Origin of the sequence: Tautonia rosea, assembly GCF_012958305.1 — a bacterium.
Lineage (GTDB): Bacteria > Planctomycetota > Planctomycetia > Isosphaerales > Isosphaeraceae > Tautonia > Tautonia rosea.
Window position 1 is genome coordinate 23,459 of record NZ_JABBYO010000027.1, and the last position, 23,094, is coordinate 46,552.

The 23,094-nt window shown below is 57.3% G+C and carries 25 protein-coding genes; 5 read left to right on the top strand and 20 right to left on the bottom strand.

Features of this window, described 5'->3' with window-relative positions; translation table 11 throughout:
* Window positions 1-58: 58 nt before the first annotated feature.
* Window positions 59-547, top strand: coding sequence for a hypothetical protein (locus HG800_RS25905; protein WP_169981131.1), 489 nt, complete (start codon window positions 59-61; stop codon window positions 545-547).
* Window positions 548-570: 23 nt separating this feature from the next.
* On the opposite strand, the gene HG800_RS25910 is transcribed toward HG800_RS25905, so the two are convergent.
* The 6 genes from HG800_RS25910 to HG800_RS27795 form a co-directional block, all read right to left on the bottom strand.
* Complete coding sequence (locus HG800_RS25910) at window positions 571-1,176, bottom strand: IS630 family transposase (RefSeq protein ID WP_169981133.1); 606 nt, start codon at window positions 1,174-1,176, stop codon at window positions 571-573.
* Window positions 1,173-1,586, bottom strand: a complete 414-nt coding sequence (locus HG800_RS25915) for an IS630 transposase-related protein (protein ID WP_169981135.1) — start codon at window positions 1,584-1,586, stop codon at window positions 1,173-1,175. Before HG800_RS25915 ends, HG800_RS25910 begins: the two co-directional genes overlap by 4 nt.
* Before the next feature lie 186 nt (window positions 1,587-1,772).
* Window positions 1,773-2,300: a hypothetical protein gene (locus tag HG800_RS25920; RefSeq protein WP_169981137.1), complete on the bottom strand. Its 528-nt coding sequence runs from the start codon at window positions 2,298-2,300 to the stop codon at window positions 1,773-1,775.
* Between the two features lie 162 nt (window positions 2,301-2,462).
* Window positions 2,463-3,443 carry a reprolysin-like metallopeptidase gene (locus tag HG800_RS28555; protein ID WP_169981139.1) on the bottom strand — a complete coding sequence of 327 codons (981 nt, stop codon included), beginning with the start codon at window positions 3,441-3,443 and terminating at the stop codon, window positions 2,463-2,465.
* Window positions 3,444-3,554: 111 nt separating this feature from the next.
* Window positions 3,555-4,433: an SGNH/GDSL hydrolase family protein gene (locus HG800_RS25930; RefSeq protein ID WP_169981141.1), complete on the bottom strand. Its 879-nt coding sequence runs from the start codon at window positions 4,431-4,433 to the stop codon at window positions 3,555-3,557.
* 387 nt (window positions 4,434-4,820) lie between these two features.
* Window positions 4,821-5,048 (bottom strand): PDDEXK nuclease domain-containing protein, encoded by a 228-nt coding sequence (locus HG800_RS27795; RefSeq protein WP_261345991.1) that lies wholly within the window; start codon window positions 5,046-5,048, stop codon window positions 4,821-4,823.
* Between the two features lie 355 nt (window positions 5,049-5,403).
* Here HG800_RS27795 and HG800_RS25940 point away from each other — a divergent pair, with 355 nt between their 5' ends.
* Window positions 5,404-6,654, top strand: coding sequence for an IS256 family transposase (locus tag HG800_RS25940; protein WP_169981143.1), 1,251 nt, complete (start codon window positions 5,404-5,406; stop codon window positions 6,652-6,654).
* Here the strand turns inward: HG800_RS25940 and HG800_RS25945 are convergent.
* From HG800_RS25945 to HG800_RS25975, 7 genes are all read right to left on the bottom strand, one after another.
* Window positions 6,599-6,958 (bottom strand): 4Fe-4S dicluster domain-containing protein, encoded by a 360-nt coding sequence (locus HG800_RS25945; RefSeq protein ID WP_169981145.1) that lies wholly within the window; start codon window positions 6,956-6,958, stop codon window positions 6,599-6,601. The genes HG800_RS25940 and HG800_RS25945 overlap by 56 nt on opposite strands.
* Before the next feature lie 522 nt (window positions 6,959-7,480).
* Window positions 7,481-8,665, bottom strand: a complete 1,185-nt coding sequence (locus HG800_RS25950) for a WD40 repeat domain-containing protein (RefSeq protein WP_169981147.1) — start codon at window positions 8,663-8,665, stop codon at window positions 7,481-7,483.
* 425 nt (window positions 8,666-9,090) lie between these two features.
* Window positions 9,091-9,270, bottom strand: a complete 180-nt coding sequence (locus HG800_RS25955) for a hypothetical protein (RefSeq protein ID WP_169981076.1) — start codon at window positions 9,268-9,270, stop codon at window positions 9,091-9,093.
* A gap of 113 nt (window positions 9,271-9,383) precedes the next feature.
* Window positions 9,384-10,193, bottom strand: a complete 810-nt coding sequence (locus HG800_RS25960; protein WP_169981149.1) for a hypothetical protein — start codon at window positions 10,191-10,193, stop codon at window positions 9,384-9,386.
* Between the two features lie 110 nt (window positions 10,194-10,303).
* The gene (locus HG800_RS25965; RefSeq protein WP_169981151.1) at window positions 10,304-10,573 is read right to left on the bottom strand and encodes a hypothetical protein; all 270 of its coding nucleotides are present in this window, start codon (window positions 10,571-10,573) and stop codon (window positions 10,304-10,306) included.
* 173 nt (window positions 10,574-10,746) lie between these two features.
* On the bottom strand, window positions 10,747-11,292 hold the full coding sequence (locus HG800_RS25970) for a hypothetical protein (RefSeq protein WP_169981152.1): 546 nt from the start codon (window positions 11,290-11,292) through the stop codon (window positions 10,747-10,749).
* A 606-nt stretch (window positions 11,293-11,898) separates the two neighbouring features.
* A complete protein-coding gene (locus tag HG800_RS25975; RefSeq protein ID WP_169981153.1) occupies window positions 11,899-13,218 on the bottom strand; it encodes an IS256 family transposase in 1,320 nt (439 codons plus the stop codon).
* Window positions 13,219-13,358: 140 nt separating this feature from the next.
* Here HG800_RS25975 and HG800_RS25980 point away from each other — a divergent pair, with 140 nt between their 5' ends.
* Window positions 13,359-13,538, top strand: coding sequence for a hypothetical protein (locus HG800_RS25980; RefSeq protein WP_169981154.1), 180 nt, complete (start codon window positions 13,359-13,361; stop codon window positions 13,536-13,538).
* A gap of 131 nt (window positions 13,539-13,669) precedes the next feature.
* Here HG800_RS25980 and HG800_RS25985 read toward each other — a convergent pair whose 3' ends face one another.
* The 7 genes from HG800_RS25985 to HG800_RS26010 all read right to left on the bottom strand — a co-directional run bounded on the left by HG800_RS25985 (window position 13,670) and on the right by HG800_RS26010 (window position 20,781).
* Complete coding sequence (locus HG800_RS25985) at window positions 13,670-15,814, bottom strand: hypothetical protein (RefSeq protein ID WP_169981155.1); 2,145 nt, start codon at window positions 15,812-15,814, stop codon at window positions 13,670-13,672.
* Window positions 15,815-16,279: 465 nt separating this feature from the next.
* Window positions 16,280-18,043, bottom strand: a complete 1,764-nt coding sequence (locus HG800_RS25990; RefSeq protein WP_169981156.1) for a hypothetical protein — start codon at window positions 18,041-18,043, stop codon at window positions 16,280-16,282.
* A gap of 59 nt (window positions 18,044-18,102) precedes the next feature.
* Window positions 18,103-18,303, bottom strand: coding sequence for a transposase domain-containing protein (locus tag HG800_RS27800; protein ID WP_206352469.1), 201 nt, complete (start codon window positions 18,301-18,303; stop codon window positions 18,103-18,105).
* Complete coding sequence (gene tnpC / locus HG800_RS25995) at window positions 18,300-19,634, bottom strand: IS66 family transposase (protein WP_206352470.1); 1,335 nt, start codon at window positions 19,632-19,634, stop codon at window positions 18,300-18,302. Before tnpC ends, HG800_RS27800 begins: the two co-directional genes overlap by 4 nt.
* A 70-nt stretch (window positions 19,635-19,704) precedes the next feature.
* A complete protein-coding gene (gene tnpB, locus HG800_RS26000) occupies window positions 19,705-20,064 on the bottom strand; it encodes an IS66 family insertion sequence element accessory protein TnpB (protein WP_169981157.1) in 360 nt (119 codons plus the stop codon).
* Window positions 20,058-20,456 (bottom strand): IS66 family insertion sequence element accessory protein TnpA, encoded by a 399-nt coding sequence (gene tnpA / locus HG800_RS26005; protein ID WP_169981158.1) that lies wholly within the window; start codon window positions 20,454-20,456, stop codon window positions 20,058-20,060. The genes tnpB and tnpA overlap by 7 nt, the downstream gene beginning before the upstream one ends.
* Window positions 20,419-20,781 (bottom strand): hypothetical protein, encoded by a 363-nt coding sequence (locus HG800_RS26010; protein ID WP_169981159.1) that lies wholly within the window; start codon window positions 20,779-20,781, stop codon window positions 20,419-20,421. The genes tnpA and HG800_RS26010 overlap by 38 nt, the downstream gene beginning before the upstream one ends.
* A 54-nt stretch (window positions 20,782-20,835) precedes the next feature.
* Between HG800_RS26010 and HG800_RS26015 the strand changes: the two genes are divergently transcribed.
* Together HG800_RS26015 and HG800_RS26020 are read left to right on the top strand one after the other, a co-directional pair.
* Window positions 20,836-21,156: a hypothetical protein gene (locus HG800_RS26015; RefSeq protein WP_169981160.1), complete on the top strand. Its 321-nt coding sequence runs from the start codon at window positions 20,836-20,838 to the stop codon at window positions 21,154-21,156.
* 372 nt (window positions 21,157-21,528) lie between these two features.
* A complete protein-coding gene (locus HG800_RS26020; protein ID WP_169981161.1) occupies window positions 21,529-22,923 on the top strand; it encodes a radical SAM/SPASM domain-containing protein in 1,395 nt (464 codons plus the stop codon).
* Window positions 22,924-23,094: the final 171 nt, after the last annotated feature.

Consider the following 23,094-nt stretch of genomic DNA (forward strand, 5'->3'; position numbering starts at 1 on the left):
AGAACGCGGCTACCCTCTGGATGCTGCCACGCTATCCTGTCGGCGAGGGCTTCATCTCATGAGGACGACAACGATGGACGAATCGGTGCAGTCTGAGGTCGCCATTGCCGTGGCCCGCTTCGATCTCCGATCGCGGACGGTCGAGCCTTTCGGGGTCTTTTTGTCCCTGGCCGTGTTCTCGGATGCCCTGGAGGCGCACTGTCGGGGTCGGGATCATCGGCCGACCGGCCCGATATCCGTCGACCAGGACCTCTGCGGATCCGTGTATGCCGCGGGTGCCGACGGCAGGGTCGTCGCGGAATTCCACCTCATCGCCAATGACGGGTCACGTTACGGGGAGGCCGGGGGCGTGGCGGGCTTCGCGCTCGCGTGCGACGGCGACGGATCGGTCTACGACGTCTATCCCTGCGGGATCTACGCCTCGGAGGCCGAGATCCGGGACCTCGACGCGTTCGAGCGCCGAGTGATCAAGGGGATCGGGGACCGCCCCTCGCGCTGGCTGATCGTTCCCTTTCCCGCGGGTTCGGGGGATCGCCGGGCTCGTTGAGGGGCGGTGACGCCGCCTGGGCGTTAGTCCGGTTTTCCTTTGGGTGTGCCGGTTGACGTCGTCGGTCGGTAGCCGCAATGGCCGAACCAGCCGGCGATGTCGCCTGGCCGGACGGCGCGGAGGGCCCCGCCCATCGCCTCGATCAGGGCGTCGACGGTCCGCGCCTTCGCCTTGCGCAGCCACGCCTTGAGCTTGGAGAACATCGGCTCGATCGGGTTCAGATCCGGGCTGTAGGGGGGCAGGTAGCGGACCTCCGCCCCGGCCGCCTCGATCCGCCGCCGGACCTCGGCCGTCTTGTGGCTGCTGAGGTTGTCCATCACCACGATGTCGCCGGGCCGCAGCGTCGGCACCAGGCACCGCGTCACGTACGCCGCGAAGCAGGCCGCGTCGGTCGCCCCGTCGAAGGCCAGGCAGGCCAGCTCCGGGACGCCGCCGAGCCGCACGGCGGCCGTCAGGGTGACCACCTTCCAGTGGCCATGCGGCACCGGGCCGTCGACCCGCACCCCGCTGGGGGCCCGGCCGTAGGTCCGGTCCATCGCCGTCGAGGCCCCGCTCTCGTCGACGAAGACCAGCCGGGCCGGGTCGATCGCCGCGAACTCCTCCCGCCAGGCGGCCCGCTCGGCCTTCAACTCGGGCCGGTCCTGCTCGGCCGCCCGCCGCGACTTTTTTTACGCGTGATCCCCAGCCGTCGCAGGGCCCGATACACCGCCGCGGGGCTGCACGCGACGCCGGCGGCCCGGGCCAACTCCTCCAGCGTGGCGTCGTCGTCGTCCCGGACCGCCTGGCGGAGCCGGGCCGCGGCCTCCGCGTCGAAGACCGCCTCGCGGCCCCCGCCGTGCGGCTTCGGTGCGATCGAGCCGGTGTCGCGGCGCTGCCGCAGCACCTTGCGGATCCAGCCCTCGCTGACCGAGAAGCGGGCGGCGATCTCGGCGCGGGTGCCGTCGCGGGCGTCGCAGGCGGCGACGACCCGCTCGCGTAGGTCCGTCGAGTAGGCTCTCATCCTCCGTGTCCTCCTGACACGAAGGTTTAACCGTGTCAACCGGTATGGTCAAAGGAAAACCGGACTAGTTATTCTTTGATCGTCTCGTCTGCGTCTTCCAGTGGATCCTGGCCTGCTCCCAGGGCCTCGTGCTTTTTCAGCAATCTGGTCGTGTCATCTGGCAGCGAGAAGAAGGTCATCATGAAGCTGGCCGGGCTTATGCCCGGTCAGCCCCGAGATTCCTGATCACCAGGAAACCAAGGTCTTCCAATCCGAGCACTTCCATCCTGTGAATGTGCGACTGCAAAGGCGTGCCCGGAGTCTCCTCTCCTGGAAATTCAGGTTGAGCTCCAGCTTGAGAAGCGATCCTGTGGGGTCGTAAAACGTCGCGTCAGCGTTGTCTCTGTCGAGATTGTACGTCCCATTAATGGCTCCAGCCACAGCTCCTTCCGTGGAACTGCTCTCGATCGGATCGCGGAGGTAGAACACCCCAACGACGTTTACCGCTCCGATGGTAAAGGCGTACGGGATCGGGAGGGTACCCCGAGGGATATCACGAAATGCGGGATTCTGTGCTTGGTTCTGCAGGAAACGCTCGAGGGCCTGCTCCTCCTCCCGTGTCGCTTCTTGGTTGCTGTAGCCATAACCACTGGCCCCTTGGCCCTCCTGTTGTGCCGCATGAGCGTTTCCGCCCAACACGACGGCTCCGGCAGTCACAGCCCCAGTAGTGGCCGCCATGTGCATGGCTTTCCGACGGTTGAAGTCGTCCATCATATCCCTCAGTTGCGTTGTGAGAAGGAGTGAGCCTCTTGCGGACGCCGCTCTCGGAAGTTGAAGCCGGCCACCGGCCACGTCCGAGCTTTACGCTCTTCATCCTTCCGCCTTGGGTAATTGAAGAAGACCCAATCTGATGTGACCCGCTCCGATGAACAGAAATCAGTGCCGACCTTCTCTGATTAGCACATGCGCAGTCTCTGTTATAACGAGATAGTGGAGTTGCATTATAAAAATTGAACTCGTAGAAGGAGTCACCGAGTATAGGTTGCCCAGAGGACCTGGTAACCGCACGGTACTGACTTGTTCGACAGCATAGTGGGTAGTCCATTTCCCAATATCGGTTTCCAGGGTCAATGATGCGACTAAGCTGTCCGGGATGAAGTTGGTTGATCCGTTATCGAACACACGAGGTTTGCTTGCTGTAAGAGTGATTCGTTCAAATGGGAAACTGTGCTTCGCGGTTAGGACGACATTCCTCGTTTTGTCCAATTTGTCCATTTGCGAAATTTCTACGGTGCCCAGAGCTTTGTCGATTACGATATTACTGTTGCAATGCTCTTCCGGCATGCCACCCGAAATATTCAGCACAATTCTACGTAAGTCTCCCTTTATTTCCGTAAGTTGAGCTACTACCTCTTGGTGATACGGCGACGAAACCGCCGACGGACGACTGCAAATGTCGTTGTATAAGCGTCCTTCGGTGGGTCCAGTCCGTTTATCCATTACGTTGCCGGTGTTCACGGGTGAGCGAGCAGGACATCGGCTGTCAGTGTATTCATCAGGATTTCCGAACATGTGGCCGGCTTCGTGAGCTACAGTGTTGCCGTCGTCTTGGTCGTCCCAATTATTCATGTTCGACGTCCTCGGCCCTCTATGAACGTTAACTATGTGATGCTCGCCAGATTCCACCCATGCGACGTCCACCTGAATTTTGTTTAAATTCGGAGGACAAGTATGCTTCTGACTCCATTTTGCAATTATACCGTTTCTCCATGTTTGCTTTAATTGATTAAGTGCTTCGTTACTAATTGGGTACTGAGGGACGAGCCGGATCCTTAAGGTAACTCGCTCGTCGGTACGATTGTATGCCGCAGTCCAACCAAATATGCACTCGTTGACCGAAAAACTTACGTCGGACATGATTCAACCTTTCATGCACAGTGGCACTTCCTTCGTCTGTGACGGAAGGCACCTCAGCTTGAGGTTCGTCTGGTACTGGCCACACAGCGGCGCTTCCCCAAGATTTCAGATTCAGAGGCTAGCTCGACAAGATGATGTATAGATAAAATTATTCAAGTGGTAGTGAAAACGTTCAGCGATCCGCTTGAAGCCCAAGTTGGTGGGATGAAGTTCATTAGACCAATGTTCAGTGGATAAGTTCAAAACATCACGCAAGTTTACATATTTCAACAAACTTTTATTGTGTTGTTGTTCTAGTTCTTGAAGCATTTCATTAAAAATATCGATAAGACGAATAATAATATCTTGGCGCAAGTGTTCTGGGACGTTTTTTCTTTCGAATGCAGGTCTTAGCCAGGGGCCAGCGAAGGGGTGATTCTGATTTGGTCCGACGGCTCTTCCGTCGGGACGTGCATAGGCATAGCCGTGGACCAGGATCGGTACTGAGGTGGATACCGATCGCACTGCGTTAATGAGAGTTTGGTAATGTTGCTTAGACTTGACCGAGATGCAATCTTGGACTAACTCGTCGTTGAGCCCCGTGGCGGTTAGTAGTTTCTCTAGGTGAACACCATCCTGGCCGGAGAAATCGTTGCCACCACCTGAAAACAAAAAAACATCAGGTGAAAGAATTTCGATAAATTTAACAACGCTCTGGATTTGGTTTGAATGAACCATGTTGCTGAGGGTGTCACCTGCAAACCCCATGCGGAATATGCTGTAGCGACCACCACCGCCCAAGTGGTCGAGAAGATCTCGTCCGCCACCCTCAAGGAATCGCGCGGTAAAGTCGTAGTCAAACCAAGAATCGCCTTCCGCGACTATTATTGGAGCTAACGGATACCTAACCAAGCGGTCTACAAAGTATTTAATATTGCGAATCGTTGTAATGGCTGGACACTCAGTCCAGAGTCTCACTAATGCCGACTTGATCTTTTCGAAGTCTCTCATGGCTATGTGATATTTTCAGTTTAGGTGATTGTTCTGGTCTAATTCGTGTGCTTGCTTCGATCGGATGTACTGTCGGCACCTCCTTCGCCGCAGAGATTGGGGGGTTGCTGGGATTGCTCGGGGAGGAGAGGACACCGGTTTTGGAACACGCCAAGCGGTTGTCTTAATGCACCCGGCTTTCTGCTCAGCGTGCAGAGTGTTTCATGGTTTAGCCTGTGTTTGGTAAGTTTTTGCCCTCATTACACCATGCGACTTTGCTAAGGTGACGGCACAAAAAAACCCCATCATGCATAGTGACGCATGTTGGGGCCTTCACGACCGGATTCACGACTACCCATCTTGAGTAGTTCGTATACTGGTCAGTTTCAGCCTGGCCCAAGCGCCTTGTCAAGCAATAACCGGGAAATTTTTTGAATGCATCATGCCTTGCATGGACTGAGTGTTAACCAGGTTCCGAAGTTTGCGGTGGTAGAAATCCTTACGATCGATGACCAGCCGCTTCTGGCGGGTGACGAAGCCGCTCCCGAATTCGAGGATGAATCCCTCCAGTTCTTGGAGGATCGCCCCCTCGAGGTCGGGCTCGCTATAGATATCCTTCAGGCCGATGAAGTCCAGGAACTAGGGATAGCGGAAGACGAGTTCGGGGGTGGGTCTTCCTCGTCCGGAGCGTTTCCAATTCCTGCCCGTCCTGGCGTGCCCTGTCCCCGATTCCGTCGTCATCTCGATTACCATCGGCCGTCTTCGGTGGTCCATCAAGGCATCCGACTTAGTCATCGGCCCGGCGGCGGCGCAGACGCTCCTTCTGCTCGGCCGTCATCGCCCGGGTGATCTCGGCGTTGAGCCGGGTGAATTGCTCGGAGGGGGTATAACCAGAAGTCGTTGACAGGAGGTTGAAGGGCGGCGGGGTATCCTGGTGATGCAATCGTTAAAGAGCACACCGATGGCCCACGAGGCCGAGGAGTACCCCGCCATGAGCGAGTCTACCACCGAGCCCCCCATCGTGCCGCTGCCCACGGGCCAGGACATGCTGACCGACCTGCTCCGGGATGGGGCCAGGCGGCTGCTGGCCGAGGCCATCGAGGCCGAGGTCGCCGCCTGGATCGACGCCCACTCCCACCTCAGGGACGCCTCGGGCCGTCAGCAGGTCGTCCGCAACGGCCACCTGCCCGGGCGGGCGATCCAGACCGGCATCGGCGAGATCGAGGTCCGCCAGCCGAGGGTCCACGACCGCAGGCCGCCGGGCCAGCGGGAGAAGTTCACGCCCGCCGTCTTGCCCCCCTATCTGAGGCGGACCAGGAACCTGGAGGAGTTGATCCCCTGGCTGTACCTGAAGGGTATCAGCACTGGCGACTTCGCCGAGGCCCTCGGGGCGATCCTCGGCCCGGACGCCCCGAACCTCTTGGCGACGACCATCACCCGCCTGAAGGCCGCCTGGGAGGCCGACCACGAGGCATGGTCGAAGCGATCGATGGAGGGCAAGCACTTCGTCTACGTCTGGGCCGACGGCGTGCACTTCACCATCCGCCTGGAGGGGGGCCGCCAGTGCATCCTCGTCCTGATGGGGGCGACCGCCGACGGCAAGAAGGAGCTGATCGCCATCGCCGACGGCTACCGGGAGAGCGAGCAGTCGTGGAAGGAGCTGCTGCTGGACTGCAAGGCCCGGGGCCTGGAGGTCGAGCCGAGCCTGGCGATCGGCGACGGGGCCCTGGGCTTCTGGAAGGCGATGCGTCAGGTCTGGGACACGACGAAGCAGCAGCGATGCTGGGTGCACAAGACGGCCAACGTGCTGGACAAGCTGCCCAGGGGCTCGCAGCCGAAGGCCAAGCGGATGCTCCACGACATCTACCAGGCCGAGGGCCGGGAGGGTGCGGAGAAGGCGTTCGACCTGTTCGTGGCGACCTACGAGGCGAAGTACCCCAAGGCGACGGGTTGCCTGGCCAAGGACCGGGGGACGCTGCTGACGTTCTACGACTTCCCGGCGGAGCACTGGGTCCACATCCGCACGACGAACCCGATCGAGTCGGTATTCTCAACGGTCCGGCTGCGTCACGCCAAGACGAAGGGGAGCGGGAGCCGGACGGCATGCCTGACGATGGTCTACAAGCTGATGGAATCGGCATCGAAGAAGTGGCGTGCGTTGAACGGTTCGACACTCCTTCCCGAGGTCATCCAGGGCACCGTCTTCGTGGACGGCGTGAAGCAGGAGAAGCCCGCCGCCTGAGAGCCACCATCAACGACATTTGACAATATCCCTGCTCGGAGCCCTCCGGGACGGACCGGTCCTCGTAGATGGCCTCGACCGGGCATGCCGTCTCGCACTCCCCGCAGTCGATGCATTCGTCCGGGTTGATCATGAGCATCCCGGGGCGGGGCCGGGAGTCCCCGTCGTCAGTGCCGGCGCGGAGGAAGCCGACGCCCCGGCCGAACAGGGCGCCCGGCACGAAGTAGAAGCAGTCGGCCGGGCACTCGGCCAGGCAGTCCTGGTTCAGCGTCCCGATGCAGCTCTCGGTGGCCACGTAGGCCATGCTCGCTCCCCCTCGATGGTCGGGTTCGGTCCGGGGAATTCTATCCGCCCTGCCCCGATCCGATTGTCGCGACGGCGTCGCGATTTTCCCCGTGGGCCGTGGTCCTCGTCGTCTACGCCCGATCCCGAGGGATCGCGGCAGGTTCGGGCGACGATCGGGTTTTCTCGTTTACGGGTTGTAGACGCGGCAAGTCTCGGGGATGTCGGGAGATTCGTCGGATTTCGGGCGGCGGCGTCCGCACCGTGGTGCATGGGGTGTGCGGGGAGCGCTGTGATTCGACGGTTAGCGTGCTTTATAGTCCGTTTCGTGAGGTGACCCCAAGTGTGGTGGTGTCGCTTGATGCCGACCTCTTCCCTTCGATGTTTGCACCATGCGAAAAACCTTCGGGCAGGATGCCCGATCTTACTGGCACGATGCCGCCACAATGTTCAACTCACTGGACCGCCAATTCCAATTACCGTTGAACCAAGACAAACATGCGCGATCACGCACGCGGATTAAGCGGGCACTCCTTGGAACTGCTCACATCCGCCGCAGCTTCAGAACCCTCGATGTCCCGTCATCACTTGCTGTCACTACGAGGATCGGGCCAAAGCGGCTTTGATTGAGCATTGCGGAATTGACGGCAGCTGTGTGCCCATCAAATGTATGAGTCAGCTCAAGGCTGGGCCACTTCCAAAAGTACACTAGACCATCTTCAGACGCTGTTACCACACAACAAAGCAGGTCTGTCTCTAGCGCGTCAATAGACCGAACAGAGCTCCCGTGGCAACCTTTACTCTCCCAGGCATTATCCGGAAACCTGTACGCAGAAATCGTATGGTCGCCATTTGCAGACAGTACTGCTGAGCTACTAAAGGCCACCGCCCGAATCCTTACGTTTCTCCAAGCAGTACTTAGTCGAGAAGTTTCTTTGAGAGTCTCGAGGTTACGCAAGAGAACCCAGCCGTTAGGACCACCCGTTGCAAGCAGACCCCCTAAAACAGACACGTCGACTGCAACCGCGCTGTTGGCCCACGTCTCAACACTACGAAGCACTTCCCCAGTCGTAAGATTCCACACTTCAATGCGAGGAGAGCGAGAGTTGTTCCGATATAGTGCAAGAACAGCCGCGTCAAATCCGGCACTTGTGGACGATAGCCTAAAGAAGGCGACGTCGTTTATCGCCACCGGGTCACTTGTCACGTCAAACTCGCGTATGAGTTTCCGGCCCCAAAGATCCCACAGCGATAGCGAATTCGCGACTAATGCATGAGGCGATGACAATGCAACGCTGCCGTTAGTCCAGAAACGAGCATGGGGCTGACTGTGGTGAAGAACTTCATGCTCGCTACCGTCATCTACGGCCCAGAAGCGGATGGTCTTGTCTATGCCTGCAGATACAGCTAAGTCATCCGTCAAAAACGTGGCTCCCGTAACTGCGCCTGAGTGCCCATCAAATCGGGCAGTCTCTAAGATATCGAAGTCAGCCCATTCACGATACGTGAGCGGCGGGGCAACGTCATTTGATAGGTCAACAAAGAGGGAGTACTCGATGGCGGCCCTTCCCTCAACCTTTTCGTTTGACTTAAAGCCCACGCTGTGAAGTGAAACAACGTAGGATTGGTCTTTCCTAATTCGAAATGGCGGGTCTATTTGGCGGTCGAGTTCCGTACAGTCGAGGACAGGTATTGGTCCAATTTCGATCTTGTCGTCAGGGTCGTCCACTCGGTAGATCTTCAAAGTTGTGTTGTGTGCCCGACCTTCGCACCCGGTGGTTGTTTCGACCTTGTAACGAGTCAGCTTACCAGGCAATGGGGCCGTTACTTCCCGACTCTTGTGAAACTCTCCGTCGGGTTCTGCGCTTACGGCGAAATCGGTATTGATCCACGGCATAGTTGACTCTCTAATCGGTACTCCGACACATCGCGTGGCGTTGCCGTGCGAGTCCGGCCCTGGCAAACAAACGGTCGTCGCCAAAAATGTGCGAATTGTGACGGGCAGTCAATTGGAAATGGGCGCGTAAGCGGGGCTCTCCCGCGATCTTGGTGAACTCGGCTCGGTCCTCCCAACCGGCGGTCAGCGGGCCCCTCGATCAGGCGGTGTGGACGACCCGCGCCGGGGTATGGTCAAGAGTTGTGGACGGAGGCCGTTCAGGCGGCGGGCTTCTCCCTGATGCCGTCGATGAAAACCGTCCTCTTCACGACCTCGGCTTCGATGGCCTGGGCCAAGAGGGTGCGAGCACCCTGGCGGAGGAGGTCGGTCAGCGGATCGGCTGACCCGGCGTCGAACCCGATGATAGACTGATTCACGGCGGCGTACTCCTCGGCCACTTCGGCCGGTTGGTGGTCTGGCGATTCACCAAGGGTACGCCGCCCTCCTCATCTGTCCATCATCATCTGTCCATCAACGACTTTCGGTTATAGCTCGCTGCTGGGCGGGCGAGTCACTCGCAGCCACACTCCTTCGGGGCACTCGCCGGTATAGCTGTAGGGATGGGGATGATAATATTGTCCGCACACGCCAGCTCGAATTCGTTTCCCTGCCAACTTGCGTAAATGCATGCATTCGTAATTTTGACGTAGCTTCCACCGTAGCAGGCTTTAGCCTTGAATTTTGCGCCGAAGACGTTGCCGCTAATGTCGGCGTCCCCAATGCCGCAAACTGGCAATTCATCGACGGTCACGTCGATAGTGGTGGACCCGGTCTCATTAATGATGGTTCTGCCCCAGCACTTGAGCTTGGCTCGACCCTCCACCCTTAGCGTGATTTTCCTGGAGCCAGGGTCGAAACTACCCGAGAGCCTGAGGTAACTGCCACTCGTGCTGCACGGACCCATCGGTTCGATGGCGTTGGTGAGAGAACTACCGTAGGAGAGTTCAACAAAGGGCAGGTCGATGTTGATAGGAATGCGAACGAGGTAAGCAGGCAAGTCGCAGACAGTTCCTACCCTCACACCTTCCCCGATTATGTAGATGACAAAGTGACGGTCACAAAGGGACAGAAGGCCCTTAACGCCCAGGACTTTGACATGACCTTCTAATTGAAAGCGTTCCTGACCTGGAAGGGTTCTAGAAAGAGAATCCATGAGTTCAATTTGTGGCAGGCCAAGTTCCGAGACGGCTTTAGGCTTCGATTGGACCGGCCCGCTGCTCGGTACAAAGTCGATTGGTGAGACCAATAGCGGGATAGTCAGTTGGTCGGTGGCGAGCGCAATGAATCCAAGCGGACTGTTGTTGGATGTGTTCTCAGACATTGGAGCCTCCGGAGTCGAGTAGGTGTGCCTCGGTTGCCGACCGACGTCAACGCATCGCATTGTACGTATGCAATTCTTCCTGGCCGCCGTCATTTGGGCCGAACTCTGTGCTATAGCCAAAACCCGGCGACACTCAGCCGCAGGATGCTGTAGCGACCTCCCTCGCCCAAATGGGCAAGGAGATCACGTCCCCCGGCGTCGAGGAATCGAGCCGTGAAGTCGTAGTCGAGCCACGATTCACCCTCTGCGACGAGGACAGGGGCGAGAGGGTACTTCACTAGTCTGTTCAGAAAGTACTTGACGTTGTGGATTACGAACCAGTGAGGACTCTCCGTGAGCATTTTGAAAAGCCTTGAAGAGATCCGAGCAATGGCACTCATCGAAAGTTCCTCCTCAATTCTGGGGCATCCAGTGAGGTAACTTCTGATGCAGAGCGTACGTTGGTCCAATCCTGGCGAAGCCGTTGTGTGCCATAATACTGTGAATCATGACAAGTGCGTATATATCAGACATGGAACCCAATGGGTCAAGTAACTACTCCGCCTCACGTTGGTCAAGTAATAGGCTGCCCTCCTTCACACGTTGGCTTGGAGTCGTCTTTCTCGGAAAGGTCTCTGCGAGGCCATGCTAGATGAACATGGGTGTCATGCCCAACATTACCTGGCCCGAGGACCTCAGTTGCCCCCAAGGTTCTTCCTATTTGCATGAAAGTTTGATAATCAGGATTGTTGCTGTTAACCTGCCGTCCGTTAATCTGGTCAACGTCGAACGCCACGCCCGCGTAGTGGCGCGAGTTCGCGCTGTGGGAACCACCAGCGATCTCACTCACGCGAAACCTGTAGGTTCCGGCCAGCCCTAGCATCCCAGTGAGCATATCGACATCGAGGTCAACTGCTCCTCCCGGTGCGTTGCCGTAGTTGCTCCTCTGTGCTCGTCGTCCCTCAGCCGTGTCTACGATGTTCTTCCGAGCTGTGGCACTATCATTGACACCGCTGACATGGGAGGTAGAGAGTGTAATATTCGCATGATCTCGAATCTGCCTGGCGAGATCCTGTGAGGTTCGATCTTGCTGTGGTTCCTGTTCGGCAATGTCCGCCATGGCTGTACTCTCCTCCATTGCTCTTTACACCGGCAATGGTGAGTGAATCGCACCCATTCATTGGACAGTCCAGACGCCTCGGTCCGTTTTGCCTCCGTTTCCGCCGCTCAACCTTGTTCGTAGGCCTTAACGAGATCATTGCTGGTGATGGCCATTCGAGTGGACTCCTAAATATATTGAACTTATGTGGACGCAAATATTTTGGCTATAAGTCCGTGCCGCGAACAAAAAACCATCTATGCAGGGTGACGCATAGACAGGGACTTCTTGACCGATCTGGGCCACCCATCGCGAGCAAACCTTCTATACGATCAAGTTCTCTTGGGAGTGCCGCCACGTCAAGTGTGTGTCATTGCTTTTTTGGCACAATTTTTGAGACTCCTCGCTGATCTCCACCTCGGATTGAGGACGCTGGTACTTGGACTTACGGCGATCAGCCGTGAATCCCCTGAGAATGGCCTGCCCGGGCTACCCGACCCATACCCCAAAGGGCAGGGTGCCGCGCTGAGCAAAGCCCCAGCCCCTAGCCGCGCGAAGCGCGCGGCCAGCGCGTGATGATGTCCCGCCGGTAGTGGGAAGTGGTGGCGGTCCGGCTGCGATTCGAGGTTATCCGGCGACCGCCTGCTGGACAAGCGATCGATCCTTTGCGGGTTCTTCCAAGGCGGCCTTCAGCATCCAGATATGCTCATAGCCAATGATCCGGCGGAAGCCCTTCGACGCCGCGTCGAACGCCGCCGCCGTCCAACGCAACGCCATCGAGCCGCTCTGCCAGTTCCTCACCCGACGCATCCGGTCTCGGGCCGCCGAATGGCCGTTGTCGATCAGGTTCGTCGTTCCCAGGCAGCGGCGGAGCAGGCTCGGCAGACCCAGACGGTTGATTGTGAACATCTCCTCAAGCCCTTCTCGCAATGAGCCCGCCGCGTCGGGCCACTGATGCTCCAGCCACGAGGCGTACTGCTCGAGCTTCGCCATCCCCTCCTTGGCATCGAGCTTGAACGCCGCCCGGAGCGTCGCCTTGGCTTGCTCGTGCTGGTCCTTGGGCAGGTGGCCCGTCACGTTGCGGAGCTTGTGGTTGCGGCACCGCTGGACCGGCTGATCGGCGCCGAAGACGCGGTCGATCGCCGCCCGCAACGCCTTGGCCCCGTCGATGATGAACAGCCGCCGCCGCTCGGGATCGAGGCCACGTCGCACCAAGTCCTCCAGCAGGGCCGTGGCCACCGCGGAGTTCTCGGTCGCCCCCTCCCGCAGCCCCAGGACGTGCTTGTGGCTGTCGGCGTCCACGCCCACGGCGCAGATGACGTGATACGGCCCGAGCTGGATGCCGTCGATCCAGACGGCCAGGATGTCCGGGCCCGAGAGGTCACGCTCGGCCAGTCCCTTGAGCAGCCGCTCGCCGGCCTCGATCGCCTCGCGGGAGACCTCGCTCTTGGAGACGCCGACGGTCTCGGCCATCTCGGGCAGGACGTGCTCGTAACGCCGGGTCGAGACGCCGGCGATGAGGATCTCCAGCATCCGGTCGGCCAGCCGGCCGTCCTTGCGCATGGCCTCGTAGGCCGGGACCTCGACCTCGCCCGGCTCGCCAGACTGCGGGGCCCGCTTGCGGAGCCGCGGCTTGGTGACGCGGAGCTGCCGCTCCTTGAGGGCGACACGCCCGGCCTGGGAGCCATGGTAGACGACGTCGCGGTCGGCCCTCTTGCCCTGCTGCTTGGGGCCGGCGACACCGGCGGCGCTCATCAAGAGGACCGCCTCGATGGTGGCCCGGCCCATGACGTCGATCAGGTCGTCGACGGCGGCCTCGGCATGCTCGATCAGGTCGAGCATCGGCAACAGGAGCTGGCCGTCCTGGGCGAGGACCTGGGCCAGCTTCCGGGGATCGAGCGGGGCCCGGCTGTCGGGCCGGTCGACGACATGGTAGCGTTGGGACATCGGTGGTGGCTCCTGTGCGAGGGTTCCGAGACACCCGATGATACGGCATCATCGAGCGCCGGAGCCGCCACCGATCTCTTCTACTTCCCACTACCGGCGGGACATCATCCCAGCGCCCAGCGCGAAGCCCCTCCTCCGAGTTGGCCCTCCGCCCCGCCTTCCTTCCGGTGCGGGTCGTGCCGGACTCCCTGGAGCCGGCCGCCGAGTCGACCTCCATCGAGATCGTGCTGCCCGCCGGGCCGACCATCCGAGTCGGACGCGGCTTCGATCCGATAACGCTCGATGCCGTGCTCGCCGTGCTGGAGGCCCGCCGATGCTGAGCTTGCCTCCTTCGGTTCGCAGTAAGCGTCAAGCAGACCACGTTTTCCGCTTGACACTTTCTGGCGGTATGACTCACTTCCGCACGAAGGACCCGCTCCGGTCAAATGGTTGTGCACATTGCCAGCGACCGTCAGTTCCTTACTCGAATGGTCTTGATAGTTCCACCACTGGAGACGGACCCTTGGCGCAGAATAGCTTTGTTGTTCGACTCCGAAATCTCACTCTGATCTGCTGTAAGAATCCAACCGACATAGTACGTCCCAGCAGAAACTGAGGGAATCGTGGCATCGAGATTTCCGTGCCAGTAATCTCCGTCGAATGTGTCCCAACGGAACCAGGTAATTTCGTGGTCGCTACTCGTGATATTATCGTTTGATGAAAGATAAAAAGAGATTTTCATGTTAGTCGCATCGATATTTCCTCTGTTTTCTATATGTACATTTCTAAACGTGACTTGGTCGCCGGCTCGAACAGTGTCAGAAGAAATGCTCGTCATTACCTGATCGGAATTAGTTCCTGGATTTGGGTGCGCTTGAGACCACGTCGCCATGTCCGTGAATTCAGCGATGTCCCATGTCCCTGCTCCGATGTTGCTATTGACCCATTCCAACATGGCACGAATGCCAAAAAAATCATCTGAGCGTGAGTACCACCAGGACAAATAGTTTGGAGTGTAGTCACCTTGATCCATTACAGCGACATATCGATTCTCGTGGTCCAACGAGAGTGCGTGGCCGAGTTCGTGAGTTGCAATGACGCGAAAGTAAGTTTCCGTGCCCGAATAGGCTGGATTTATCAGGACGTCAGCCTCTTTGATTCGCCCATTCGTCGTTGTGTACCACTGGTAGCATATTCCTCCAGCGGGACGCGTTGTCCAGCTATCATACCCAGCGTCTTCCATTTGAGAATCCGTTAACACGCCACAGTCAAAGCGTCCATTGTCGGCGACGGGCAGACGATTGCGGATTGGGTTACTGCTTCCATCGATTTTATACTTGAGAAGGTAGTCGGGTGGTGTCACGCGACGGTTCCAATTGTTGTGGCAGTTCATTAGCCATTCCCAGTTATCGTCGTCAGGAATGTAATGGTAGTACGACTGGAACGATGACACATAACCCGCGTACTTCCACAGAATGCGTTCCGGCAGTTGCAAATTGGCGTCGGGCTGAACGGGCTCTGGCGCGATGTCCTTGGGGCATTCTCCCGCGACGGTCGATCGCAGGTATTCAGTAAACGTGTCCAGGGACATTGCAGCTTTGTTCTTCAAATCTCCCGCCTGCACTCTTTGGTAGCCACCGGGCAACATCCCGGCCGTGGGATTTGATGCCGGTCGCAGAGAGGTTGGTGGTGATGATGCAATGTAGTGCAGATGGTCAAATTGAGGATTCGGACGCGTGAGCAGTTTACCATCGCGAATTCCTACGATTACGCGGCCCGCTTTGTCTGCTAAAATGTTCTCCTCACTGATGACCTGAATCGCGTGCACAAGATCGTGTCGGCCGTTGAGCTTGCGTGCAAACACAAGATATCGTTGCCCGGGTCGTAGCTTGTACGAATGCGTCGAATTCATGCCTTCGTCAGCCAATTCACCACCAACATTGCGAATCGTGATGTCCTCTAACTCTGGTTGCCCTTTTATGACCTGATCGATGGTGCAAACGTAGTCGGTAACCAATATCCGTTTAGTCGGAGGTGCGTGGGTGACACCATTGATCATCTTGACAACGGCAACAAAGTCGCATCCCCGCACTGCGAATCGATAATCCGGAGACCACCATTCTCCGAAGAGTACTTTGCCATCCGCCGCCTTATCATCAGCATGCGCGTCCGATTCATCGGACGCATCGTGTGCGGTTTGCTCGACAGGAATTTCGTTCTGTCCCCCCGCATCGTACACGATCACCATGTCAACAGCTTCTGCAGCGTCAAACGATGTCGACTCGACAAAGGGCGTCACAACGTTTGCGGGGGTACCGGTAGGCTCAATGTGCCAGAGCCTGTACTGCGGTGGCCATACTCGAATCGGCAGTTGTTGAAAGAAGACCTCATACCCGGCGGTTGCGTGTTCTCCTTCGGCGTAGATTGTGACACGACCAAGAGACTGACTCGCGCGGAATTCAGCTTCAGCGCACACCTTGGCAGTTACACTACCTTGGGCGTAGATTTTAGCTGCCGACGGCTTGGAGTTTGCGGCGGCTTCACTTTGAGCGTTAACATCGCAGGCTGGCACAAAGGCCGCGAAAGCAGCGAGAATTGCGGCAATTCGATTTGTCACGGCGAGTCTCCAGTTGTTGTTCAAGTGCGAAGTGACCGTCTTGCGGACAAAAGCTATCGGGGATCGGAATCTATGAGGATGAAGCTAAACCTGCTCCGAGCGTTGTAGACGCAGACGACTCGATTATTACGGCTATCCTTTCCAACCTGGATGGCTTCACCCGTCAGAGAATCGCAGTAGGGCGTTTGCTGAGTAGCGACAATGACCGCGTTGGACACATCTCTATCAAAGGTCAGTTCAATACGCCCGACGGCAACGTCACTGACGGACCAATCAGCGGTCCCGCTAATCGCATTACCGTCATCATCAACAAGCCCGTATGATGTTGCCATTTTTCTCCCTTTCCTAATTCTGGCATCAGTGCGAAGGCTGAAAGCCGGGATATGGACGGTATTTCTACCGTCATCGGAAAAACAGCACATTACATTTGCTTGTGTTGCAATATGTCCGTGCTGCAAACGCAGATTATTCTTCGACGTGAAATAACTTTGCAAGCTCTCGTTGCTCGAAAAACTCCTCTCGCTCAAGGAGCCGTAAAGTCTTAGACGCCTCCGACTGTGAAATCGCATCTGCAATTGCTTCATTGAGCAATATTGCAATGTCTCTCAGTAATTGATCGTCCTCAGCAATCTTGCTGGGAAGTTCTTCGTTGAGCTTGTTTCGAAGCCACTCAGTAAGATCGGAGCCAAGCTGAGTAACAGCCAGATCCCTGAGCTGAAAACCTCTAAACTCGATCTTTGGCTGCTGGTAAGTATGGGAAAACGCGAGAGAAAAACTACCGCTCCCGTCCAATCTGTTTTGTTGGAAAATGTTAGTCTCTCCATCGAAAGCGAAATAACCAACTGCATCTGTGACAACTACTTGAATTGATGGTGAGAGAATAATCCTAATTGCTCCCGGCACAATTGAACCGTTTCCTTGGTTATCTTCCGTCTTCAATCTTAATTGTAAATTTTTAATAAAGTATACTGTGTTTCCAATACTTCCAAGTTCGACGAGGGGAATCGTCGTAGAAAAGTCCTTGTTGTTTAATGCATCGGCGATCAGCTGGGGATTGATTTCGTCGTAGTGAATCAAATTGTAAGGCCGGCTTGGACCTTCCGCGTAGAGCAACTCGCAGTCCGAAACGAGCCAGTCCCATAAGGGCGATTCAGCGTCCTGCATTAAATCTTCATCGATAAAGTCGAGGATGTTGTTGCTACGAAGAGCGAGTCCACTTTCGACTTCTCGCAATGAATTTATTTTGTCTTCCGCAATTCTCTCATATTCGGGAATTTTTTCGTTAATTTTCCCTTGAAGTTGATTCTCGATCAGGTTGTCGATGTCCTCTCTGAGGAAAGGCCATTGCGGAAGCCCCCAATACTCATCCACTTGAACTCGCGCCGAGATGTTTACCTCAACCCGATTGGGATGAACACGAATCCGTACGGTCAAGTATACTTTCCCTGCGGCTTCGACAGTGGCGCTATATTTTTGCCCTAAACATTTGTCGTAATTTTTCTGATTGACATGTGCATGCCAGTCGATCGTCATGCTTCCCTGCCCAACGCTGTTCTGCCAGTCCACAAGGATAATTAGCGTATCGTATTGAGGGCGAATATCAGCTTTGTGATACTTGCGGTATCCGTGCTTTCGCCTCGTGCCATCAACCGGACACCTTTTCTTCCCAGGCGTTTCGTCTTTAAACACGTGGGATCCCTCAAGATGCGCACGCATCTCGTTTTTCAGCGCCTCCTCTGCTGGATATTGTCTCTCCCATCCCATTGGGACCAGAGCTTCGCGGTCTTCCTCCTCGAGTTCAACGAGAACCTCGCCTCGGACGGGCTCGTCCGGGTCAAATCCTGAGATCTCACCTTCCACAACATAGCGGCGCAAAAATCGAACTAAGTAATCGCAGCTCTGAGTATAGTTAACGCAATCTTTTATGTTTGCGTCGATTTGAAGAGAATCGGACGGTTTGTTTTCTCTCCACAACGAGATTTTTGTAGGATGGAATCGATTTTTTTCACAATTGGTTTCAGTTTGCACTTCGATCTTTTTGATCCTGGCTCGTCTTGGAGCAAGGTATGTTGCCTTCTCAATCACGAATAGACCATTGCCATCAGCGACCTCATCGAACGGGAAATTGAACGATTGTATGGCCTGAATCTCCGTGAAGTCTTGCAGCTCTACAGTGACCGTCTTTTGAACGACGTTCGCGCAGGGTAGAGGCGGCTGACAGCCGCTCACCCCGCACGTTATCGCCGGACCCGGGTCGAGTCCAGACCCTGCTCGCCTGGGCCGGCCTGTCAGGACGCGACCTTGCGTCGCGTGTTCGGATGGGCTGCGAACCACGCGTCGGGCAAGAGTTCCACCAAGCGGTCCGCCGGATGGATCGGCAGCCGCTCCATCACATCCTTGAGGTAGGCGAAGGGATCACCATCGAGCTGCTTGCAACTCCCTACGAAACTGTAGAGGATCGCCGCTGTCCGGCCACCCCGATCACTCACAACAAATAAATATTCTTCCGGCCAATCGCCTGGGCACGCAGCGTCCGCTCGGCGAGGTTGTTGTCGATGCTCAGCTCGCCGTCGCGGGTGTAGGTCTGCAAGTCCGGCCACTGGTTCCGGGCATAGGCGATCGCCTTCCCGAGCGGGCTCTTTGGCAGCACCTGCCGGGACTGCTCGTCCAACCAGGCTTCGAACGCCGCCAGCAGCGGCACCGCGTCCCGCTCACGAATCGCCTGTCGCTCGTCGGCCGGCAACGCCCGACAGCCCGTCTCGATCCGGTACAGCTGCCGGATCCGGGCCAGTGCCTCGTGGGCCAGGACCGGGGCCGTGGTCCGGCACTCATAGAACTTGCGACGCGCGTGGGCCCAGCAGGCGACCCGGATCACGTCCGGCCCGGCACAGAGCCGGTCGTAGCCGGTGAACGCGTCAGCCTGGAGGTAGCCCCGGAAGTTCGACAGGAATCGCTCGGGGCCGTCCCGGGTGTGGCGGGGCGTGAAGTCATAGGTGCAGAACGGGTTCCGGTCGTCCCCGATGTAGACCCAGAACCGCCCCGTCCGCGTCGCGGGCAGCGTCGGGTCCCAGACCGGCACGGTGGTGTCGTCGGTCCAGATGATCTTCGAGGACTGGACCCGCTCGATCATCAGCTCGTAGAGGGGCGTGAGCCGCTCGGCCGCCCGGGCCATCCAGCCGCAGAGCGTGGCTCGCGAGAGGGTGACGCCATGTCGGGCCAGGATGTCCTCCTGGCGGTACAGCGGCGTATGGTCGCCGTACTTGCTGGTGATCACCTGGGCCAGCAGGCCCGCCCCGGGCAGCCCTTTGTCGATCGGCTGGGGCGGCTGGGCCGCGATCGCCACGTGCTCCTGACACGAGGAGCAGGCGTACTTGGGGCGGACGAACTGGCGGATGAACAGCGAGGCCGGGACGTAGTCGAGCTGTTCGCTCACCTCTTCGCCGAAGGGCATCCGCCGTTGGCCGCAGCCGGGACAGGCCCGTTCTTCGTCGGAGAGTTCCAGGACGACACGCTCGCGAGGGAGGTGTTCGGGGAGTCGTTGCCGACCTCGACGTCGCCACGTCCGAGTGGGCTTCTCCTCGATTGGTGGCGAAGGGTCGTCCGGCTGGGCTGATTCGTCGTCGGGCTCGTCGAAGAGTCGGAGCTGATCGGGGTCGACCCGCTCGGTACGTGGTCCGTAGAGCTGCCGCAGCAGACGCTGCATCGCGTGTTCGAGCTGCTCGACTCGACGGTGTGCGTCTCGGAGCGACTCCGCCTGTTGACGAATCATCTCGTGGCACAACGCCAGGTCATCAGGGAGTGGAGTCGCGGCGTCGTTCATACAAGAATTCTATCCACAAACATGCGTCTGGGGAGATGCCAACGCCCGAAAACGGCCTGCGTTTTCGGGATCAGATCGCCTCCCGTGTATAGCGTGGCCGTCGCGTGACGGAGCTGAGGTCGACTCCCTGCAACAGCATGAGCAGGTCCCCCGCCTTGACCGTGACGCTGGTCGTTTCGGCCTCGTTTGGACTGGGGAATCGGAAGGTCCCTTTCTCCAGCCGCCGGTACCAGATCGCGAAGCCATCCCCCGCCCAATAGAGGATCTTCAAGCGATCTCCCCTGCGATTGCGGAAGACGAAGAGATGACCGGTGAATGGGTCCTCCTCGAGGACATCTCGGACGAGCTGACAGAGGCCGTCGAATCCCTTGCGCATGTCAGCCGCATCCTTGGCCAAGAGGATGCGAACCGAAGGAGGCAAGCTCAGCATCGGCGGGCCTCCAGCACGGTGAGGACGGCATCGAGTGTCGTGGGATCGAAGCCGCGTCCGACTCGGACGGTCGACCTGTCAGCCAGGACGATCTCGATCGGTGTTGGGTCCTGGGACGATCCGGAGTCGTCAGGCACGACCTGGACCGGCAGGAACGCCGAGGAGAGGACCAGGTCCGTACTGGGACCGCTCCGCTTGGTCATGGAGCGTTGAACACCCTGGCGATCGCGTCGCCGGAGCTCATGCTGCCACCAGCGGAAGGTCCATGCCTTCAGATCATGGTGTTGGCAGTAGGCCGCGATGGAGAGCCCAGAGCGTTGCTGCTCTTCGATGGTCTCCCGCCAGAAGCGCTCTTTATGCGGATCGCGAGGCTTGCCGCGTCGAATGGCCATGGTCGTTCCTCGGGGAGAGTGGCTGGTCTCCCCACGATGCTACCAGGCCCTGCAAGATGGACTTCGTAAGACGCACACGGTCCATCTGCAGCGTGACCTTGATCGACCTCAGGTCGAGCTCGTTGTTCCACCGGGCACGGTAGAGCGAAGCCAGCTCCTCCGCGCTCGCCTGCTCGGGGTCGAGGATGGTCGTCACGACGACCGACCGGGTCCGGAACCCCAGCTGCTCCACGCGGAAGCGGACCTTGCGGACGGTGATCGAGTCGGGCAGCGCGTTGTAGGTCTCCCGGTCCACCGAGCGGATCGACGTCGCCTTCTTCCACACGACGAGGTGGTCATCCTTGCCCAGGCGGGTCCCCTTGCGGAAGTCGACCCGGCGGTGCGCCTACAGGCGGATGACGGTGTCGACCCCGCGCTGCTTCAGCAGATGCATGCCGACCCAGCCCGACATCAGGCGGTCGCCCCGCAGGACAGCGAGATGATCGCCCCGGTGCGGGCCGGGGCGAAGCTCGACCCGGGGACCTGGTTGAAGGCCGGCGGGTACTCCGAGCAGTTGGCCGGCGTGTCGGGCATCGAGACGGTCGACCCGAGCGTCGAGGTCCTGGCCGACGCGGCGGGCCACCGCGGCGCGACACGACTGGTCGGCGTTGAGCACCTGGTCGAGGAAGACCCAGAGGGTGACCAGGGGGGTGTAGTGTAGATGCGGTCCTTCCAGCCGGAGGGGATCTCGCGGAGAGCCTCCTCGAGCCCCGCCGTCGAGCGGACATCGGCGAAGGGGAGGCCGTCCTGCTGGCGAAGACGTTCTTGCGCGTGGCGACGCATCGCTCCGGCTCCGATTGGGCGAGTTGGGTACGCCCTCATCAGAGCAGGACGGCCGACATCCTCCTATCCCGTTCTTGTGCAATCGATTGCGGAAATCTAAGTGCCATTCGTGCGGCGAACCTTAACACCGGCAACTCGAAAACTCGAAGTGGATCTTGTTTTTCTCTTGACTCTCACGGAACAAGTTGATCCACTAAGATCCAGGGGTTGCTCAAGGTGGGCAATTACCGCTGGTCCTGATGGCCGCTTCATGCTCCACGAGCATAGAGCGGCTTTTTTTATTGGAAACAAAACAATGAATGGCCAACTCAAATCAAATCGGTATATCCATAAAGTTCACGATAAAAATACTCAATCTTATGTTTATGCTAACCTTATGCACAACGAGATATTTGATGTCCCTACTGAATTCGACCCGTTTTTTACACAGGCTCTTGAGACGCCCAATCACCCAAACGTCGAAGATAACCCGCTTGCAATTGTCGCCAAAAACATTCTTATTCGCAAACGCTTTTTACTTCCAGTGGATTATGATGAGCTTGAAAGTCTGAAAGCGACTTACAACCACAACAAACACAATTCAACTTACGCAAATTATGCTATTGTTCTAACTCATTCTTGCAATCTACGTTGCGTGTATTGCAATCAAATGCATGCTGGGTCCAAATGGCAAGACAATGAAATCCAAACAATAAAGCGACTACTTGAGCGGGCTGTCGCTTCCTTGCGGTTTCTGGACTTAACGTGGTGGGGCGGTGAGCCACTTCTTAAAATTTCGCTAATACAACATCTATCCAGCTATGCTATTCAATTGTGCGACCACTATGGGGTAAACTATGGTGCGAATATCTCAACGAATGGGGTTCTTCTTAGTCCTGACAATTGCCGCACGCTCAAACAATGCAAAGTCAATCGCATTCAAATTACTATCGACGGGCCACAAGAGATTCATGACAAGCAAAGATTAGCGACAAACGGCAGCGGAACGTACAAGCAGGTACTAACTGGTATAGAAAATTTGGTCAACTCATATAATGTTATCAAAAAATTTGTTATGATACGCATGAATTTGTCAGTCGACACTCCTACCTCCTTGGCGGCCTGGCAGCCGCTGTTGGACGACCTCAGCTCATATAAAGAATTTATAAAACTTGCCTTTACTCCAGTAGTCAGCACGTTTAGATTTTCCCAATCAAACGTCGTTGATAGCAACGAGTTTATCGCAAGATTTTCCGACGCAATTGCTACTGCAAAGGAGATGGGTTTTTATCTTGCCGAAAGCGGCGGTCTGTTAAGAGAGCCGGGGAAACTGTATTGCACCGCCGTGACCAGTCGCAACTATTTCATACTTCCAGGTTTGCGATTAACAAAATGCACCCATCGATTCAATGATCCAGCTGAAGACTGTGGCCGTCTTAATCACGATGGATCCATGTCAGTGTACGAGCGAGCCAACGAATGGAATTCGTTTTCTCCTTTCGAATGTACCGCATGTCGTGAATGCACTGTACTCCCTGCGTGCATGGGTGGTTGCCAGGCAATCGACTTTGACGATCCATCTGGCTTGCGTTGTCATATCAAGCACGCCATTCATCATATGATTTTGCAGTCGCCTGATCGCAAAAAGATTGCCGGGCAGAACTAAAAGGCAAGGGTATCCAAGAGTGAGAGCAAATAGGCATGTTCCGTTCAGAGTATATTAAGGCTCTATGAGCCAATTTCCCATCAAGACAACTCATAAGCCGAATGTACTTAATTATTTTCATTATTCCCGGCACACGGTCGTAGGGTTCAGAGGACTGACTCATGAACGGTA

What these genes read in the sequence shown, in the direction of transcription:
- HG800_RS25905 (WP_169981131.1), top strand. Translation starts at nt 59, where the DNA reads ATGAGGACGACAACGATGGACGAATCGGTGCAGTCTGAGGTCGCCATT.
- HG800_RS25920 (WP_169981137.1), bottom strand. Translation starts at nt 2,300, where the DNA reads ATGATGGACGACTTCAACCGTCGGAAAGCCATGCACATGGCGGCCACT.
- HG800_RS28555 (WP_169981139.1), bottom strand. Translation starts at nt 3,443, where the DNA reads ATGTCCGACGTAAGTTTTTCGGTCAACGAGTGCATATTTGGTTGGACT.
- HG800_RS25930 (WP_169981141.1), bottom strand. Translation starts at nt 4,433, where the DNA reads ATGAGAGACTTCGAAAAGATCAAGTCGGCATTAGTGAGACTCTGGACT.
- HG800_RS25940 (WP_169981143.1), top strand. Translation starts at nt 5,404, where the DNA reads ATGAGCGAGTCTACCACCGAGCCCCCCATCGTGCCGCTGCCCACGGGC.
- HG800_RS25945 (WP_169981145.1), bottom strand. Translation starts at nt 6,958, where the DNA reads ATGGCCTACGTGGCCACCGAGAGCTGCATCGGGACGCTGAACCAGGAC.
- HG800_RS25960 (WP_169981149.1), bottom strand. Translation starts at nt 10,193, where the DNA reads ATGTCTGAGAACACATCCAACAACAGTCCGCTTGGATTCATTGCGCTC.
- HG800_RS25965 (WP_169981151.1), bottom strand. Translation starts at nt 10,573, where the DNA reads ATGAGTGCCATTGCTCGGATCTCTTCAAGGCTTTTCAAAATGCTCACG.
- HG800_RS25970 (WP_169981152.1), bottom strand. Translation starts at nt 11,292, where the DNA reads ATGGCGGACATTGCCGAACAGGAACCACAGCAAGATCGAACCTCACAG.
- HG800_RS25975 (WP_169981153.1), bottom strand. Translation starts at nt 13,218, where the DNA reads ATGTCCCAACGCTACCATGTCGTCGACCGGCCCGACAGCCGGGCCCCG.
- tnpC (WP_206352470.1), bottom strand. Translation starts at nt 19,634, where the DNA reads ATGAACGACGCCGCGACTCCACTCCCTGATGACCTGGCGTTGTGCCAC.
- tnpB (WP_169981157.1), bottom strand. Translation starts at nt 20,064, where the DNA reads ATGCTGAGCTTGCCTCCTTCGGTTCGCATCCTCTTGGCCAAGGATGCG.
- tnpA (WP_169981158.1), bottom strand. Translation starts at nt 20,456, where the DNA reads ATGGCCATTCGACGCGGCAAGCCTCGCGATCCGCATAAAGAGCGCTTC.
- HG800_RS26020 (WP_169981161.1), top strand. Translation starts at nt 21,529, where the DNA reads ATGCTCCACGAGCATAGAGCGGCTTTTTTTATTGGAAACAAAACAATG.